The organism is Metabacillus sp. KUDC1714, from assembly GCF_014217835.1.
GTDB classification, from domain to species: domain Bacteria; phylum Bacillota; class Bacilli; order Bacillales; family Bacillaceae; genus Metabacillus; species Metabacillus rhizosphaerae.
Map to the genome: position 1 here is coordinate 2,735,767 of NZ_CP055263.1, position 16,594 is coordinate 2,752,360.

A 16,594-nucleotide genomic window follows, 5' to 3' on the forward strand; every position below is an offset into this window, starting at 1 on the left:
TAATCCTATCTTTTTTGAAACTTAATGACTAAATGAATGATTTGGTCATTTTGTAATATAGGAGGTTGGTATAAATGTCATTAATTAAACAAGAGTGGAATGCGCTCTTTAAAAATAAAAAGGTTCTTATTGCGGTAATAGGGGTACTATTTATCCCATTAATGTACAGTGGCGGATATCTTAGTGCTTTCTGGGATCCCTATGGAAAGCTTGATCAGTTACCTGTGGCTGTTGTAAATAATGATACTGGAACAACATATGAAGGGGAAGAGCTTGATGTTGGGGATGAACTTGTAGAGAACTTAAAGGAAAGTGCTAAGTTTGAATGGCGTTTTGTTGATAAAGAAGCTGCAGAAAAAGGTCTTAAAAACCATGATTATTATATGACGATTGAAATACCTGAAAACTTCTCTAGCAATGCGACAACATTACAAGATGAACAACCACAGCATCTAGAGCTTTCTTTCAAAACGAATAAAGGCTATAACTTTATTTCAGGGCAAATTGGTGAAAGTGCTATTGCAAAAATAAAAGAAGAGGTTGCCTCTTCTATAACAAAAACATATGCCGAAACTATTTTTGACAACATTGAGTTAATGGCAGACGGAATTGATGAAGCAAGTGATGGTGCCAATCAAATTAACGAAGGTGTTGGAGAGCTAAAAGAAGGCTCCAGCACGCTTGATGAGAGCCTTCATGAATTAGTGACAAAATCTGTTACCTTTAAGGAAGGACTACAAGAAGCATCAAATGGTTCTTCGAAGCTAGCAAATGGTGTAAGTAGCTTAGATAATGGAATGAGTGTGATGAAACAAGGACAAGAGAAGTTATATAACGGATCTGTTAAAGCAGAATCTGGGTCATCACAATTAGTAACAGGGTTAAATGATTCTCTATCAGGAATGAAGGAATTACAAGTAGCTCTACCAAATTTAACAAATGGTACGGAGATTCTAAAGAGTAGTGCGCCTATACTAGCTGAAGGCACAAAACAGCTGGCAGATGGAAGCAATTCTGCAAGTGTCGGTGCTTCTGCTTTGTCACAAAATTTATCTCTAGTAACAAATGAAGTAAATAATATGCTCAAAGAATTGCAGACAATGACTCTTCCAGAAGAAAAGAAACAAGAATTAGTAAAGTTAGTAGAATCTCTCAATGCTTTAGATCAAGGCGGGAAAGAACTATCTGCAAATCTAAGTGAATTATCTGCAGGAGCAGATGATCTCAACAAGAATGTTGCTCAGTTACCAGCTAGTACTGCAAAGCTTTATGAAGGTACTGCTTCTGTACAGGATGCAGTAAATCAATTAACTGAGGGTCAAGAAAAGCTATACAATGGTGCAGTTCAGGTACAAGAGGGGCAATCACAAATCACTGATGGTCTTAGTGTGTTCGGTGATAAAATTACTGAAGCAAAAGCAGGAACAACTCAGCTGAAAAATGGAGGGGTAGCGCTCGAAAATGGCATTAGTCAGTTAGCTGATGGTTCTGTTGCCTTAGAAGACGGGTCTATGAAACTAGCAGATGGTGCTGATCAAGTCGATAAAGGCTTAAAAGAGCTTTCAGACGGAACAAGCGAGCTTTCAACGAAGCTAGGTGAAGCATCTGAAGATACAAAGGATGCTAAAGGCTCTGACGAATTATATGATATGGTCGCAGATCCAGTTAAGTTGAATACAGAAGAATTAACAGAGGTACCCAACTATGGAACTGGTCTTGCACCGTATTTCTTATCGTTAGCATTATTTGTTGGATCACTGCTTTTAACAGTTGTCTTTCCACTACGAAAACCATCAGATGTACCTAAATCTGGATTTTCTTGGTTTATAAGCAAATTTAGTATTTTATTTAGTGTGGCAGTGATCCAAGCAATACTTGCCGATCTTATTCTTTTATACGGATTAGGTATTGAGGTGCAAAGTGTTGGATTATTTATTCTCTTTAGTATGTTGACAAGTTTAACGTTTATCTCAATCGTTCAATTATTGGTAACATCAATGGCTGATCCAGGACGATTTATTGCAATTATTGTGTTAATTCTTCAATTAACAACAAGCGCAGGGACATTTCCTTTAGAGTTACTTCCAAATGTATTTCAGAAAATAAATCATTGGTTACCAATGACGTATTCAGTAGCTGGGTTTAAAGCAATTATTTCTAGTGGTGATTTTGCTTTTATGTGGTCACAGGCTCTTGTTTTAGTCGGATTCTTATTATGTACAATGATAGGAACAATCATTTACTTTACTTTGAAACTTAAAAGAACTGATACAAAACTAACAGCAGAAACTAGATAAACAATACAAGTAGAGGTGGTGAATAATAATGATCATCACCTCTTTTTTAGGATAAAATTAATAGACTATTAGTAGTAAGTTTAAATTGTCATTAAAAAAGGATTGAAAAATAAATGATATTTTCATATACTTTAATATGAAAACGTTTTCAGGTGTCGAACAAGGTGGGCAATATAGAGCCATGGGGAGGGAGAAATTTGTCTACCATAGAAGATGTCGCGAAACTAGCAGGGTTATCAAGGACGACTGTGTCAAGAGTCTTAAATGATCATCCCTATGTTTCAGTTGAGAAAAAGAGGCTTGTTCAGCAGGCGATGGAACATTTGGGGTATGTACCAAACTCTGCTGCAAGAAGCTTAAGGAATCAAAAAACAGGCATTATCGCTGTCTTAATTCCGAAAATATCTACACCGTTTTTCAGTCAACTTCTCGAAAGACTAGAAATGGCTGCTTCTGCAAAAAGCTATCAACTAATCATTTGTCAAACACAATTCTCAAAACAAAAGGAACGAAACTATTTAAATCTCCTTAAAACAAAGCAAGTTGATGGTGTTATCATGACTTCATTTGAAAATGACTGGTCAATTATTGAGTCTTATTTAAATTATGGTCCAATCTTGCTTTGCAATGAGATTGTAGAGAATGCTGAAATTCCAACGGTGTATATGAATCAAGCAAATTGTGGCTATATCGTGGCCAAGCATTTGCTTGAAAGGGGTCATAGACATATTGCTTATTGTTCAAATGGAATTGTAAGTGAAGGAATGAAGGCAAGGGAGCAAGGATTTAAACGCGCGTTAGCAGAGGCAAGTTGCTTCTTTGAAGAGAAATTCTACTTTGAAAATGTTTCTAGTGTTGAGGACGGTAAACGAATTTTTAGAAAGATAGCAAACATGAAGATTATTCCAACAGCAATCTTTACCGGAGGCGATCATGTTGCGGCAGGAATTATTTCTGAAGCTAAAAAACAAGGATGGAGCATTCCAAAGGAACTAGCTGTTGTTGGTTTTGATGACATGGAAATTACAGAGCTTTTGGATCCGATGATTACTACAGTTATACAGCCTGTTGAAGAAATGGCATTAAAATCGATGGAGGTAATTTATGAGAAAATACATAAAAAACAATACCGTTCCTTCGAAAAGTATGAGTTTTTTTCTAAGTTAGCTGTACGTGACTCAACAAGGATGAAAAGAAAGCTAGTTGCGACATTTTAAAAAGAGGTTGACTCAAAAGGGTCTGACCCATCCAAACGTAACTTGTATATAGTAACTTTCAACAAATTGAAAGGCTATATACCATGTTGGAGGGGTCAGACCCTTTGTTTTTGAGGCAATCTTTTTTCGTGTGTGCTAACTTTTTTTAAAAATTGTATTAGTACAGATCATCTTTTTAAAGATCTGTTACATGTAGACATTCATTACATGTGTTACCATAGCATTCGTGCTGTTCTTCAATTTCATTTCCACACTCTTTGCATTGTTTTTTCGGTAAGTTTCTGAAAAATTCAGTTAATTTCATGATCATTTGGAATCCCCTCCGTTGTCATTTGTTACCCTTATTGTATTATAACAGCATTAGTTAGTCAATAACTGTTTTGTAACAATTTTTCGAGGAGAAAGGAACTTTTTCGTGTTTAAAAAAGGTATTTTGCACTTTATACAATGTGGAACAATTTTCTGCAATAGCTTGATAATATAAACAGCCAGAAAGAACATTACAATAGTTATTTCTAAGGTCGTTCAAGTGAATTCGTCATAGTCGTTTAGTATAATGGGGATATTGAGGGAAATAGGGAATTTGAAAGGAAGATGAGCACATGAATCTTAAGGTTATAGGCTACTGGGGTGGGTTTCCAGGAGTAAATGAAGCAACCTCAGGATATTTAGTTGAATCAAACGGCTTTCGATTATTAGTTGACTGTGGAAGTGCTGTTTTGTCAAAGCTTCAGGAGACAATTGCAATAGATGATTTAGATGCTGTTATTCTATCTCATTATCACCATGATCATGTTGCAGATATTGGACCATTACAATATGCAAGCTATGTTTCATCATTCATTAAGGGATTCCAAAAAAACATACCAATTTATGCTCATACATTAGAGCGGGAGGAATTTGAGAAGCTTACCTATAAGAATGCAACAACGGGAATAGAATATTACCCTAATCAGTCATTAACAATTGGGCCATTTACGATAACCTTTTTACGTACAATCCATCCGGCTCCTTGTTTTGCGATGAGGATTACCGATCAGCAATCAACGATTGTATATACGGCTGATTCAAGCTTTCAAGAAGCGTTTATTCCATTTACAAAGGGTGCCGATTTACTGATTGCTGAATCGAGCTTTTATGGAAATCAAAATGGAACTAATGCCGGCCATATGAATAGTAAAGAGGCAGCAAGTATTGCAAAAGGTGCTGGAGTTAAGCAATTACTATTAACTCATTTGCCACATTTCGGTGAACACGATCAATTAGTAAAAGAAGCAAAAGAACTGTACTCTGGAATTGTTGTACTCGCAAGCTCAGGATATGAGTGGAGCATAAAGTAATGGAGGAATTTACATGCTTTTTATCGATAATAACGGCATAACAGATCCTAGAATAAATTTAGCAATTGAGGAATATGCAGTTAAATATTTAAATCCAAATGAAACCTATTTATTATTCTACATAAATGAACCATCTATCATCATTGGAAAAAATCAAAATACGATTGAAGAAATTAATACTACTTACGTTGAAGAACAAAAGATCCATGTTGTAAGAAGGCTTTCAGGTGGTGGTGCTGTCTACCATGATAAAGGCAACTTGAATTTTAGTTTTATTACGAAAGATGATGGTGAAAGCTTTCATAACTTCAAAAAATTTACTGAACCAGTGGTCCTGGCACTTGAAAAGCTTGGTGTGAAAGCTGAAATGAGCGGAAGAAACGATATTATTGCAGGGGACGGTCGCAAGATTTCTGGAAATGCGCAATTTTCCACTAGGGGACGAATGTTTTCTCATGGGACGCTATTATTTGATTCAGAAATAGATAGTGTCGTTTCCGCATTGAAAGTAAAGAAAGACAAAATTGAGTCTAAAGGTATTAAATCAATAAGAAGTCGTGTTGCAAATATAGTTGAGTATTTAGATGAGAAAATTACAATTGAACAATTTAGAAAGCTATTACTTCTTAATATATTTGAAGGTGTTGATCAGATACCAACCTATGTTTTAACAGAGGAAGATTGGAAGAAAATCAATGAAATTTCTAAAGAACGCTACCAAAACTGGGATTGGAACTATGGGAAATCTCCAAAGTTTAACTATCAACATTCACACCGCTTCCCTGTTGGACAAATTGATGTTCGACTAGAAGTTCAAAAGGGCATAATCGAAAACTGTAAGATTTATGGTGACTTTTTTGGAGTTGGTGATGTGGATGAGGTTGAAAAGACGTTGATGGGGACTCGATACGAAAAGGCAGACCTCGAAAAAGCATTAGATGATTTAGATATACAGAAATACTTTGGAAATATCGAAAAAGCAGATTTTATAAATCTTATTTATTAAGGTCAGGGCCTACTTTATATAAAGGCTCTGTTAAACTTGTCTGTTGATTATCACTGCAAAAGATGCATTAATTAAGGTATAATATATCCTAGTGAAAAGTAATCTTTAATCTTAGATTCAAAGTAGAAAGAGAGTGTTCATTATGGGCCGTAAGTGGAATAATATTAAGGAAAAAAAAGCGTCAAAAGATGCAAATACAAGTCGTATCTATGCAAAGTTTGGACGAGAAATATATGTAGCTGCGAAACAAGGTGAACCAGATCCGGAATCAAATCAGGCATTGAAAATCGTTCTTGAGCGTGCAAAAACGTATAGTGTACCGAAAACAATCATTGACCGTGCAATTGAAAAGGCAAAAGGCGGATCGGAGGAAAGCTTTGATGAGTTACGTTATGAAGGCTTCGGTCCTAGTGGTTCAATGATTATCGTGGATGCACTAACTAATAACGTGAACCGAACTGCATCAGATGTGCGTGCTGCATTTGGTAAAAATGGTGGAAACATGGGTGTAAGTGGTTCTGTAGCATATATGTTTGATGCTACTGCAGTAATTGGAATTGAAGGGAAAACTGAGGATGAAGTGCTTGAACTATTAATGGAAGCAGATGTAGAGGTCCGTGATATTTTAGAAGAAGATGAACAAGTTATCGTCTACGCTGAACCCGACCAGTTCCGTGCGGTGCAAGAAGCATTCAAAAATGTTGGCATTACTGAATTTACAGTAGCTGAATTAACAATGCTTGCACAAAATGACGTATCACTTCCAGAAGATGCTCAAGCACAATTTGAAAAATTAGTAGACGTATTAGAGGATTTAGAAGATGTTCAGCAAGTGTACCACAATGTGGATTTAGGTGAATAAACAAAAGGGTCAGCACTCTCCTTCGTATTGTTTTTCTTAATCAACGGGGTGCTGACCCTTTGCCTTACTATATAACTATGAAAGAAATACTTAAATGACCTTATAGGTGGAATCCTTCTCATAGATTGTATAATCTTTGAACATTCAATATAATAAAGAAAGGATCTTTTTAATAGAAAAATGAATGGCTATTCATTCATTTTAACTAAGGGGTGGGAGAATGAATTTATCTTCACGGCTATCACAAACTGTAAAAGATTTTGGTGACAAACCAGCGTTTATTTTTGAAGGAAAAGAAATGTCCTATCTGCAACTTGAAGAAGCAATAAATCAATTTGCAAGCAGCTTACATGACTTAGGAGTTAAAAAAGGGGATCATGTAGCTGTAATATTAGGCAACACTCCGTATTATGTAATCTCTTTGTATGGGGCATTAAGAGCTGGAGCAACAGTCATTCCAATAAACCCAATCTACACAATGGATGAGATTGCTTATATTATTAATAATGGTGATGTGAAAACCGTTGTAACCTTAGATCTTCTTATCCCATTATTTGATAAGCTTGATGCTCAGCTTACAAAGGTTGAGCAGATTATTATTTGTGAAACACCTTCTAGCGAAAGCGAAGGGAAAGTGGATATTACAAAGCAATCAATTTACAGAAAAGTGAAACCGTTTGCAACCATGCTTTCAAGAGGATCTGTTTCTTTTATAGAACCTGAGCTTGATGAAGAAGATATTGCAGTTATTCTCTATACTTCAGGGACAACAGGAAAACCAAAGGGGGCAATGCTGACACATAAAAATTTATATAGTAATGCAATTGATACAGCGAATTATTTAAAAATTTCAAAGGAAGATATAGTTGTCACAACATTACCTATGTTCCATGTTTTCTGCTTAACTGTTTCACTAAATGCACCATTAATGAATGGGGCTACTTTGCTAATTGTCCCAAGATTTAGCCCTGATGCGATTTTTAAATTAACTAAAACACATGGTGCAACAGTGTTTGCTGGTGTTCCAACCATGTATAACTTCTTGCTTCAGCATGAAGATGCAAATCCAGCTGATTTAAGTACACTAAGGCTATGTATTTCTGGTGGAGCTTCTATGCCAATCGCTTTACTTAAGGGCTTTGAACAAAAATTCAAAGTTGTAGTCTCTGAGGGCTATGGATTATCTGAAGCGTCACCTGTCACCTGCTTTAATCCACTAGATCGCCCAAGAAAGCCAGGTTCTATCGGAACAGAGATTATGAATGTAAAAAATAAAGTAGTAAATGAACTGGGTGAAGAGTTACCTCCGAACCAAGTTGGTGAATTAATTGTAAAAGGTCCAAATGTAATGAAGGGCTATTATAAAATGCCAGAGGAAACAGCTCATACGATACGTGATGGCTGGCTTTTTACTGGTGATCTTGCGAGAAAAGATGAGGATGGTTATTTTTATATTGTTGACCGCAAGAAGGATATGATTCTTGTAGGTGGTTACAATGTTTATCCACGTGAAGTGGAAGAGGTTCTTTACGATCATGAAGCTGTTGTTGAGGTCGCTGTATTAGGAGTTCCAGACCCGAATTTTGGTGAGGCTGTAAAGTGCTTTGTGGTGATAAGTAATGCTGAAGTGACAGAAAAGATGCTACTTGACTATTGTAAAAAGCATTTAGCGAAGTATAAAGTCCCAAGTTCAATTGAGTTTTTGGAAGAGCTTCCTAAAAATACTACAGGGAAAATTTTACGAAGAGCGCTTAAAGATCAAGTTTTACAGAAATAGTATTTTGATAGAATTATTGCATGGATTAAAAACTAGTAATTAATGAAAATTAATATTTTTAAAAAACACAGATACCCTTATTGTATCTGTGTTTTTTCGCTATTTAGAAGAAAGGAAAATTTGAATTTGCAGAAAAATCAGTATTAAAATATTCAAAAAATATTGAACTATTTTCTTGTTCCTGTATAATTTAATCAATAAAAGCATAAAAGCATAACCGTGAAAAAGTTATTAAAAGGGGGATTAAGTAATGAAAAAGGGTTGGAAATTAGGAGTTGGCATGATGTTAGCTAGTTTTCTAGCAATTTCAGGCTGTGGTAGTAATGAAAATACATCAGATGGTACTGAGGGTTCTAGTTCAGAGAGTGAGAAAACATATACAATCGGGGTAAACCAGATTGTTGAGCATCAATCACTTGATTCTGCATTAGAAGGCTTCAAAGCTGCGTTAGAAGAAAAGGGCTTAGATGTAGAATATGATGTTCAAATTGCACAAGGTGATCAAAATAATAGTCAAACAATCGCAAATAATTTTGCTGGAGATAATGTAGATTTAATCTTTGCTAATTCAACGCCAAGTGCCCAAAGTGCATTAAATGCAACTACTGAGATTCCAATTGTCTTTACATCTGTTACAGATCCAATTGGAGCAAGCTTAGTGAAAAGCTTTGATGAGCCTGGCGCAAATATTACTGGTACGACTGATACACATCCGGATGCAATTCCTAATACAGTTAAATTTATAGACGAAAATGTTGAAGGAAATAAAGTAGGGATGATTTATAACTCTGGTGAGCAAAACTCAGTTGCACAAATTGATCTTGTTAAAAAGGCAATGGAAGGAACAGAACTAGAAGTTGTTGAAGCATCTGTTTCAACATCAGCTGAAGTTAAACAAGCAACAGAATCATTAGTTGGTAAAGTTGATTCTTTATATGTAATTACAGATAATACAGTTGTTTCTGCACTTGAAAGTGTTATTGGAGTCGCAAGTGATTCTGATATTCCGTTATTTGTTGGAGAATTAGATTCTGTTAAACGAGGTGGCTTTGCTGCTTACGGTTTTGATTACTATGATATTGGTTTTGAAGCAGGAGAAATGGCTGCTAGCATTTTAACTGGTGAGAAAAAGGCAAGTGAAATTCCAGTTCAATACCCACAAAAGCTTAAATTGCAAATTAATGCAAAAGCAGCTGAAGCCATGGGAATTGAGATTAAGGAAGAATGGAAAGAAGCAGCAGAAATTCTTGAATAAAGGTGAGAAGCTATGTTTACAGCCCTATTTGGATCAGTAGAGTCAGGTTTAATTTATGCGATTATGGCTCTTGGAGTATATTTATCATTTAGAATATTAGACTTCCCAGATTTAACAGTTGACGGTAGCTTTGTAACAGGTGCAGCAGTAAGTGCTGTACTGATTGTTAACGGGGTTAATCCTTTTGTAGCCACATTAATTGCATTACTCGTAGGTTTTTTGGCTGGCTGTATGACAGGGTTACTGCATACAAAAGGAAATATTAACCCACTTTTATCAGGGATCTTAATGATGATTGCCTTGTATTCGATCAATCTTAGAATTATGGGGAAATCAAATGTACCACTATTGCAAGAAGAAACAGTATTTTCGCAGCTTTTAGAGGGCTGGAATAAGCTGGGTATCGATGCTGCCCTCAAACAGATGTTCATTTCAATAGGTCTTGAAGGATTTGTTCCTAAAACATGGTCTGTTGTGATAACTATGTTGATCCTGATTTTCGTTATGAAATATCTATTAGACTATTTCCTAAAAACAGAACTTGGTCTTGCGATTAGAGCTGTTGGGGACAATCAAAATATGATCACAAGCTTTTCAGCGAATACAGATATGCTGAAAATTGTTGGTCTAGGCCTTTCAAACGCACTTGTTGCATTTTCTGGTGCTTTTATTGCTCAGTACAATGGATTTAGTGATGTTGGAATGGGGATTGGGATGATCGTAATTGGTTTAGCTTCAGTTATTATCGGTGAAGCATTGGTTGGTACAAAAACGATTGTACGTGCGACGATAGCTGTTATTATCGGAGCAGTTATTTACCGTTTAATCGTGGCAATGGCGTTGCGAATTAACTTCTTTGAAACCGGTGATATGAAGCTAATTACAGCATGTATTGTAATGGGTGCTCTCGTCATTCCACAACTTATTGATAAGCAAAAGGATAAACGTAAAAAAAGCTTACGCAGAAAGAGGGGTGTAGGCATTGCTACAACTAAAGCAAATTTATAAGGTGTTTAATGAAGGCTCTGTTGATGAGAAAGTGGCATTAGGTCATTTGTCATTATCATTAAATGAAGGTGATTTTGTTACAGTTATAGGAAGTAATGGTGCGGGAAAATCAACTTTACTCAATGTTATTGCTGGACGAATAACCCCAGATGATGGAGATGTCCTCATCAAGGATAAATCAATGATTGATGTTCGTGAGTATAAACGTTCAAGATACATCGGCCGTGTTTTTCAAGATCCAATGGCTGGTACGGCACCTACACTTACAATTGAAGAGAATCTAGCGATTGCTTATTCTCGTGTACACAAACGTACATTAAGGCCTGGTGTTTCATCCAAGCGACGAGTGTTTTTTAAGGAACAGTTAGAACTACTTGGTTTAGGTCTTGAAAATCGATTATCAGCAAAGGTTGGTTTACTGTCTGGTGGGGAGCGGCAAGCTCTTTCATTATTAATGGCGACCTTCACCAAGCCTGATATTTTGCTGTTAGATGAACATACAGCAGCACTTGATCCATCACGAGCTGAGTTGATTACAAACCTAACGAAAAAGCTTGTTGATAATGGAAATCTAACGACATTAATGATTACCCATAATATGCAGCAAGCAGTTGACCTAGGAAATCGACTAATCATGATGGATAAAGGAAATATTGTTTTTGAAGCAGAGGGGAAAGAAAAGCAGGGATTAACAGTTAAATCTCTGTTAGAAGAATTCTCTAAAATTAAGACTGATAGCTCTTTATCTGATAAGGCGTTACTCATATAAAAAAGCCTGCCCCAACATCAACATCAAAGTGATTGGGGGCAGGATTTTTTTTCGTTTAGAAAATTAATAAAATTCTAGTACTAAGGATAAGCGCTTTGACATCTAGCTCCAGCGCCCAGCGACTAATGAACTTCACACTCCTTATACGCTAAGTCAACATCGAACGCTCGTGCTCTTCGTGTTTCCTTTGCCACACATTAACGGGCAGTAAATGAAAATAACTGCCCGTAAAGGTCCGATAAGTCTCACTATCCATCAGATAACCCACTGATGGAAGTCTCGCTTTATCTCATACGGAGTGCTCTTTTTTCTACGTCGCTAAACGGGCGCTTGCGCTTTTGTACCTTACCTAAATAAACTAACATCCTTCACACCAAACAAAGCTTCCTCATCAGCGATTATCGTTGCATTTGGATGTTGTTTTAATATAGAGGCTGGAAAGCTTTCAGTTACGTCTCCATTTAGAAGCTTAACCATGGCATCTTGTTTCGCTTTACCGGATGCTAAAAGCAAGATCTCTTTACTTTTATAGATTGATTGAATTCCCATCGTAATAGCTTGTGTTGGAACTTCTTCTATACTTGTAAAGTAACGAGCATTTGCTTCTCTTGTTGATTGAGTTAAGCCCACAACATGTGTTTTTGATTGAAAGGAGGTTCCAGGCTCATTAAATCCTATATGCCCGTTACTACCAATTCCTAATAGCTGTAAATCAATACCGCCATGTTGATGGATCTTGTTTTCATATTCTTCACATTCAGACTGTAAATTAGTGTTCATTCCACTTGGGATATTTATTTGCTGAAGAGAGATATTGATATGCTTAAACAGATTTTCATACATATAGCGATAATAGCTATTTGGATCATCCTTCGATAAACCAATATATTCATCTAAATTAAAGCTAGTGACCTGTGCGTATGAAGTACCGTTTTTCTTATAATCTTCAATTAAGTGTTGATAAACTCCTTGTGGTGTACCTCCAGTCGCTAGACCTAATGTTAATTTGGAAGTATTTTTTAACATATTAATGATATATTGTGCAGCTGCAAGACTCATTTCTTGATAATTTTTAACTTCAATTATTTTCATTAGTGTCAACTCCAGTGTAAAAGATAAGGGGACAGTCCCCGGTAAAGGTAAAGTGAAAACATCACATTTGCTTTGAATAGGCGATTTTCCCTTTACACATAGTCATAAAAACATCCATTTGATCATCAAGGACAACGATATCCGCATCTTTACCAATCGATATGCTTCCTTTTCGGTCAAAGACCTTTAAATGCTTTGCAGGATTTTCAGACGCCATTTTAATGGCGCTTTTAATATCACAGCCTGCATATTCCTGTATGTTTTTAAAGGCATCTTTCATTTTCAATACACTGCCGGCTAGAGTGTTTTCATCTAGTAATGCATGGTCATCCTTCACTGTTACCATTTGACCACCTAAATCATATACCCCATTTTTAAGCCATTTTGCTCTCATAGAGTCTGTAATCAAAATCATTCGTTCGTCGGTAATTTGATTAAAGGCAAGGTCAACGATTTCAGGACGAACATGAATCCCATCAACAATTATTTCAACCATTAATTCATTTCTTAAAAATGCAGCACCTACTATTCCAGGATCTCGATGGTGAAGACCTGTCATTTGGTTGAAAAGATGGGTAACATGATTAAGTCCATTTTCGATCGCCTCTAAAACTTGATCATATGTTGCTTGAGAATGTGCGATAGAGCCAATAATTCCTTGATTCTTTAAATATTGGAGCACCTCACCACCTCCTGGAAGTTCAGGAGCAAGCGTAACAAGCTTAATATGGTTATTAGACAATTCTTTCCATAATTTAAAGGTTTCTAAATTAGGATCTAAAATATGGTGTATTGGTTGTGCACCAGCTTTATCCTTATGAATAAAAGGTCCTTCCAAGTGAATACCTAAAATTTCTGCATTACCTTCTGATTGAAAAGAGTCGATATATTCTCCAGCATTCCTTAGAGCATTCGCAATGGCACTAGGATCTTCAGTCATTGTCGTCGCTAAAAAGCTTGTAGTGCCTTCCCTTGGAAGAGTGGATGACATTATATCAAGAGCCTCTTGCGTAGCATCCATTGTATCAGCACCATTTGCTCCATGAATATGAATATCGATCATTCCGGGTATAATACTAAAACCATCAGGTATGTTAATTATTTGATAATCTGATGAATCTGAAAGATCATTCGTAGGTCCAATTTCTGTAATTCTTCCATCATCTATTTTAATATAGCTATTTTTAATTACTTGATTTTCTGCATAAGTTGTTCCATGTTGAAGCATTACCTTTTTCGAAGATGAATTCATAGCCATGTACTCCTTCTTTTTCTTCTAATTTGATAATTAAAGAATAGCATCAAAATATATAGTTGTCTATACCAGTTTAGGAAGTGATACGCAATTTTCATAGAAATAGGACTAAAATCTTATATAAAACAAGAAAATTGGTATAGACATCTATATTATTAAATGTTACTATGATTGTGTTAAACGCTTCCAACTATGAAGGGAGAGATAAGAACACATATTTATTAACAAAGAGTTTAGAGTGATAAATGCTTCATATAGCAGTATTTCCTGCACCAACATTTTTACTACGTTTTAAAATATAAAAAAATTCGATTTATATTTAGTCTCATCTAGATTATGCATAATTGATTGGAGGAAAGGGAAATGATGAAATATTTACAAAAAATTGGTCGCTCATTGATGTTACCAGTAGCAGTATTACCAGCTGCGGCAATTTTGATGGGGATTGGTTATTGGATTGATCCAGCAGGTTGGGGCGCAGGTAGTCCTTTAGCAGCATTCTTAATTAAAGCTGGTTCCTCAGTAATTGACAATATGGCAATCTTATTTGCAGTAGGTGTTGCATTAGGGATGTCTAAGGATAAAGATGGATCAGCAGCATTAAGTGGGTTGGTTGCATTTCTAGTTGTTACAACGCTACTCTCAACAGACTCTGTAGCGATGCTGCAAGGTATTGATGCAGAAAATGTAAATCCTGCTTTTATAAAAATAGAAAATCAGTTTATTGGAATACTATCTGGGATCATCGCTTCTATTATGTACAATCGCTTTAGTCATGTACAATTACCAGCTGCATTGTCCTTCTTTAGTGGTAAACGCCTAGTTCCAATTATGACAGCTATAGCAATGTTACTCGTTTCCGCAGTATTGTTCTTTGCATGGCCAGTGATTTTTACAGGATTAGTTACATTTGGTACATGGATTAGTCAATTGGAGTTTATAGGTGCTGGGTTATATGGATTCTTTAATAGACTATTAATACCAACAGGTTTACATCATGCCCTAAATTCAGTGTTCTGGTTTGATGTTGCAGGAATTAATGACATTGGTAACTTCTGGGCTGGGACTGGAACAAAGGGAATAACAGGAATGTATCAAGCGGGATTCTTCCCTGTGATGATGTTTGGATTGCCTGCAGCAGCCCTAGCTATGTATCATACTGCAAAAACAACTAGAAAAAAACAAGCTGCGTCCTTATTATTAGCTGCTGGTTTTGCTTCATTCTTTACAGGTGTTACTGAACCATTGGAATTTTCCTTCATGTTTCTAGCACCAGCTCTTTATGTAGTTCACGCGGCATTAACAGGTATTTCTTTAGCGGTTGCAGCATTTTTTCATTGGACTGCAGGTTTCAGCTTCAGTGCTGGTCTAGTTGACTTTATTTTAAGTTCAAAACTTCCATTGGCGAACCAACCATTTATGCTATTGCTTCAAGGATTAATTTTTGCAGTAATTTATTATGTATTATTCCGCTTCTTAATTACGAAGTTTAACTTAGCAACTCCTGGTAGAGAGGCAGATACTGATGAAGATCTTGAGGAAGGCGAATCTACAGGCTCAGTAACAACAGAGAATAAATTTGCTGTAATGGCTGCAAAGATTTATGATGGCTTAGGCGGAGATGCAAATGTGACGTCTGTTGACAATTGCGTTACACGCTTAAGAATTGAAGTAAAAGACATGGATGTAGTTGATCAGAATAAGATTAAATCTACAGGTATTCCTGGTATCAACATTGTTGGACCACAAAGCATTCAAGTTATTGTAGGAACACAGGTTCAATTTGTAGCAGATGAAATGGAAAAAATCCGTAAAAGTTAATAGATAAAAAAACATAAAAACTACCTGGTAAGTATATAAATACAGGTAGTTTTTTGTTTACGTTCTAGGAGATAATATTGTATAAAAGTAGGACTATTACTATAATGGCATTAGCGAATATTAGCGAAATTGAAAGGAGATCTATATGTGATTGACAAAAATTCTCCTCTTCCTTTGTACTATCAGTTAGAAGAGCATATAAAACAAACAATTGAATCTGAGGAATTGATGCCCGGTGATTCGTTGCCCTCAGAACGAGAACTTTCGGAAAGCTATCAAATAAGCCGGATGACAGTCCGACAAGCGATTACAAACTTGGTAAATAAGGGATACCTCTTTAGAGAAAAAGGGAAAGGAACCTTTGTTTCAAATCAAAAATTTGAACAAAATTTACAAGGACTAACAAGTTTTACTGAAGATATGAAAGCTCGTAAATTAGTGCCAGGAAATAAATTATTACATTTTGAAATTTTCCCCGCTGATCAAGATATAAAAGAACGCCTTGATCTCGGAGAAGAAGAGCTTATTTATAAAATAAAGAGACTACGTTTAGCCAATGAAGAACCGATTGCTTTAGAGACGAGTTATCTACCAGTTAAATTGATTCCTGGATTAACTCCAGAGATTTTAGAGGAGTCATTATATACGTATATTGAGGATGAACTACATTTAAACATCGGTCATGCAACTCAAACAGTTGAAGCTGCGCTTGTTAATGATGAGGACATTAAACATCTAAAGATTAAAAAGGGTGTTCCAGTTTTACTCATTCAAAGAGAGACATTTTTAGAAAATGGCACACCACTTGAGCTTGTTAGGTCTTCATATCGAGCGGATAAATATAAGTTTAAAATTGACATTGAGCGAAAGTAAAGGAATCTCCACCTACTATATT

Annotated in this window: 14 protein-coding genes; 11 read left to right on the forward strand and 3 right to left on the reverse strand. The window is 36.0% G+C overall.

Translation table 11 applies throughout. The annotated features are described in order from the left end of the window. The first annotated feature begins 74 nt into the window (after positions 1–74). Together HUW50_RS13080 and HUW50_RS13085 are read left to right on the forward strand one after the other, a co-directional pair. A complete protein-coding gene (locus HUW50_RS13080; RefSeq protein WP_066336691.1) occupies positions 75–2,297 on the forward strand; it encodes a YhgE/Pip domain-containing protein in 2,223 nt (740 codons plus the stop codon). A gap of 197 nt (positions 2,298–2,494) precedes the next feature. Further along, positions 2,495–3,514 (forward strand): LacI family DNA-binding transcriptional regulator, encoded by a 1,020-nt coding sequence (locus HUW50_RS13085; RefSeq protein WP_066336687.1) that lies wholly within the window; start codon positions 2,495–2,497, stop codon positions 3,512–3,514. 175 nt (positions 3,515–3,689) lie between these two features. Here HUW50_RS13085 and yhfH read toward each other — a convergent pair whose 3' ends face one another. Beyond that, entirely contained in the window at positions 3,690–3,824 is a 135-nt protein-coding gene (gene yhfH, locus HUW50_RS13090; protein ID WP_066336679.1) for a protein YhfH, read from the reverse strand. A 292-nt stretch (positions 3,825–4,116) separates the two neighbouring features. On the opposite strand from yhfH, the gene HUW50_RS13095 reads away from it, so the two are divergent. The 7 genes from HUW50_RS13095 (at position 4,117) to HUW50_RS13125 (ending at position 11,531) form a co-directional block, all read left to right on the forward strand. Next, positions 4,117–4,854 (forward strand): MBL fold metallo-hydrolase, encoded by a 738-nt coding sequence (locus HUW50_RS13095; RefSeq protein WP_066336677.1) that lies wholly within the window; start codon positions 4,117–4,119, stop codon positions 4,852–4,854. Between the two features lie 13 nt (positions 4,855–4,867). Beyond that, a complete protein-coding gene (locus HUW50_RS13100; RefSeq protein ID WP_066336669.1) occupies positions 4,868–5,860 on the forward strand; it encodes a lipoate--protein ligase in 993 nt (330 codons plus the stop codon). Positions 5,861–6,002: 142 nt separating this feature from the next. Continuing rightward, positions 6,003–6,722 (forward strand): YebC/PmpR family DNA-binding transcriptional regulator, encoded by a 720-nt coding sequence (locus tag HUW50_RS13105; protein WP_066336653.1) that lies wholly within the window; start codon positions 6,003–6,005, stop codon positions 6,720–6,722. 220 nt (positions 6,723–6,942) lie between these two features. Further along, positions 6,943–8,499 carry a fatty acid--CoA ligase family protein gene (locus HUW50_RS13110; RefSeq protein ID WP_066336651.1) on the forward strand — a complete coding sequence of 519 codons (1,557 nt, stop codon included), beginning with the start codon at positions 6,943–6,945 and terminating at the stop codon, positions 8,497–8,499. 250 nt (positions 8,500–8,749) lie between these two features. Further along, entirely contained in the window at positions 8,750–9,754 is a 1,005-nt protein-coding gene (locus tag HUW50_RS13115; RefSeq protein ID WP_066336645.1) for an ABC transporter substrate-binding protein, read from the forward strand. Between the two features lie 12 nt (positions 9,755–9,766). Next, entirely contained in the window at positions 9,767–10,762 is a 996-nt protein-coding gene (locus HUW50_RS13120; RefSeq protein ID WP_066336640.1) for an ABC transporter permease, read from the forward strand. Beyond that, complete coding sequence (locus HUW50_RS13125) at positions 10,737–11,531, forward strand: ABC transporter ATP-binding protein (RefSeq protein WP_066336636.1); 795 nt, start codon at positions 10,737–10,739, stop codon at positions 11,529–11,531. The genes HUW50_RS13120 and HUW50_RS13125 overlap by 26 nt, the downstream gene beginning before the upstream one ends. A 345-nt stretch (positions 11,532–11,876) precedes the next feature. Here the strand turns inward: HUW50_RS13125 and nagB are convergent, their stop codons facing one another. Both nagB and nagA read right to left on the reverse strand, forming a co-directional pair. Then, complete coding sequence (nagB, locus tag HUW50_RS13130; RefSeq protein ID WP_066336634.1) at positions 11,877–12,623, reverse strand: glucosamine-6-phosphate deaminase; 747 nt, start codon at positions 12,621–12,623, stop codon at positions 11,877–11,879. 61 nt (positions 12,624–12,684) lie between these two features. Then, complete coding sequence (nagA, locus tag HUW50_RS13135) at positions 12,685–13,875, reverse strand: N-acetylglucosamine-6-phosphate deacetylase (RefSeq protein WP_066336628.1); 1,191 nt, start codon at positions 13,873–13,875, stop codon at positions 12,685–12,687. Between the two features lie 366 nt (positions 13,876–14,241). On the opposite strand from nagA, the gene nagE reads away from it, so the two are divergent. Further along, a complete protein-coding gene (gene nagE, locus HUW50_RS13140; RefSeq protein ID WP_066336627.1) occupies positions 14,242–15,699 on the forward strand; it encodes an N-acetylglucosamine-specific PTS transporter subunit IIBC in 1,458 nt (485 codons plus the stop codon). 147 nt (positions 15,700–15,846) lie between these two features. After that, positions 15,847–16,572, forward strand: coding sequence for a GntR family transcriptional regulator (locus HUW50_RS13145; protein WP_066336619.1), 726 nt, complete (start codon positions 15,847–15,849; stop codon positions 16,570–16,572). The last annotated feature ends 22 nt before the right edge of the window (positions 16,573–16,594 follow it).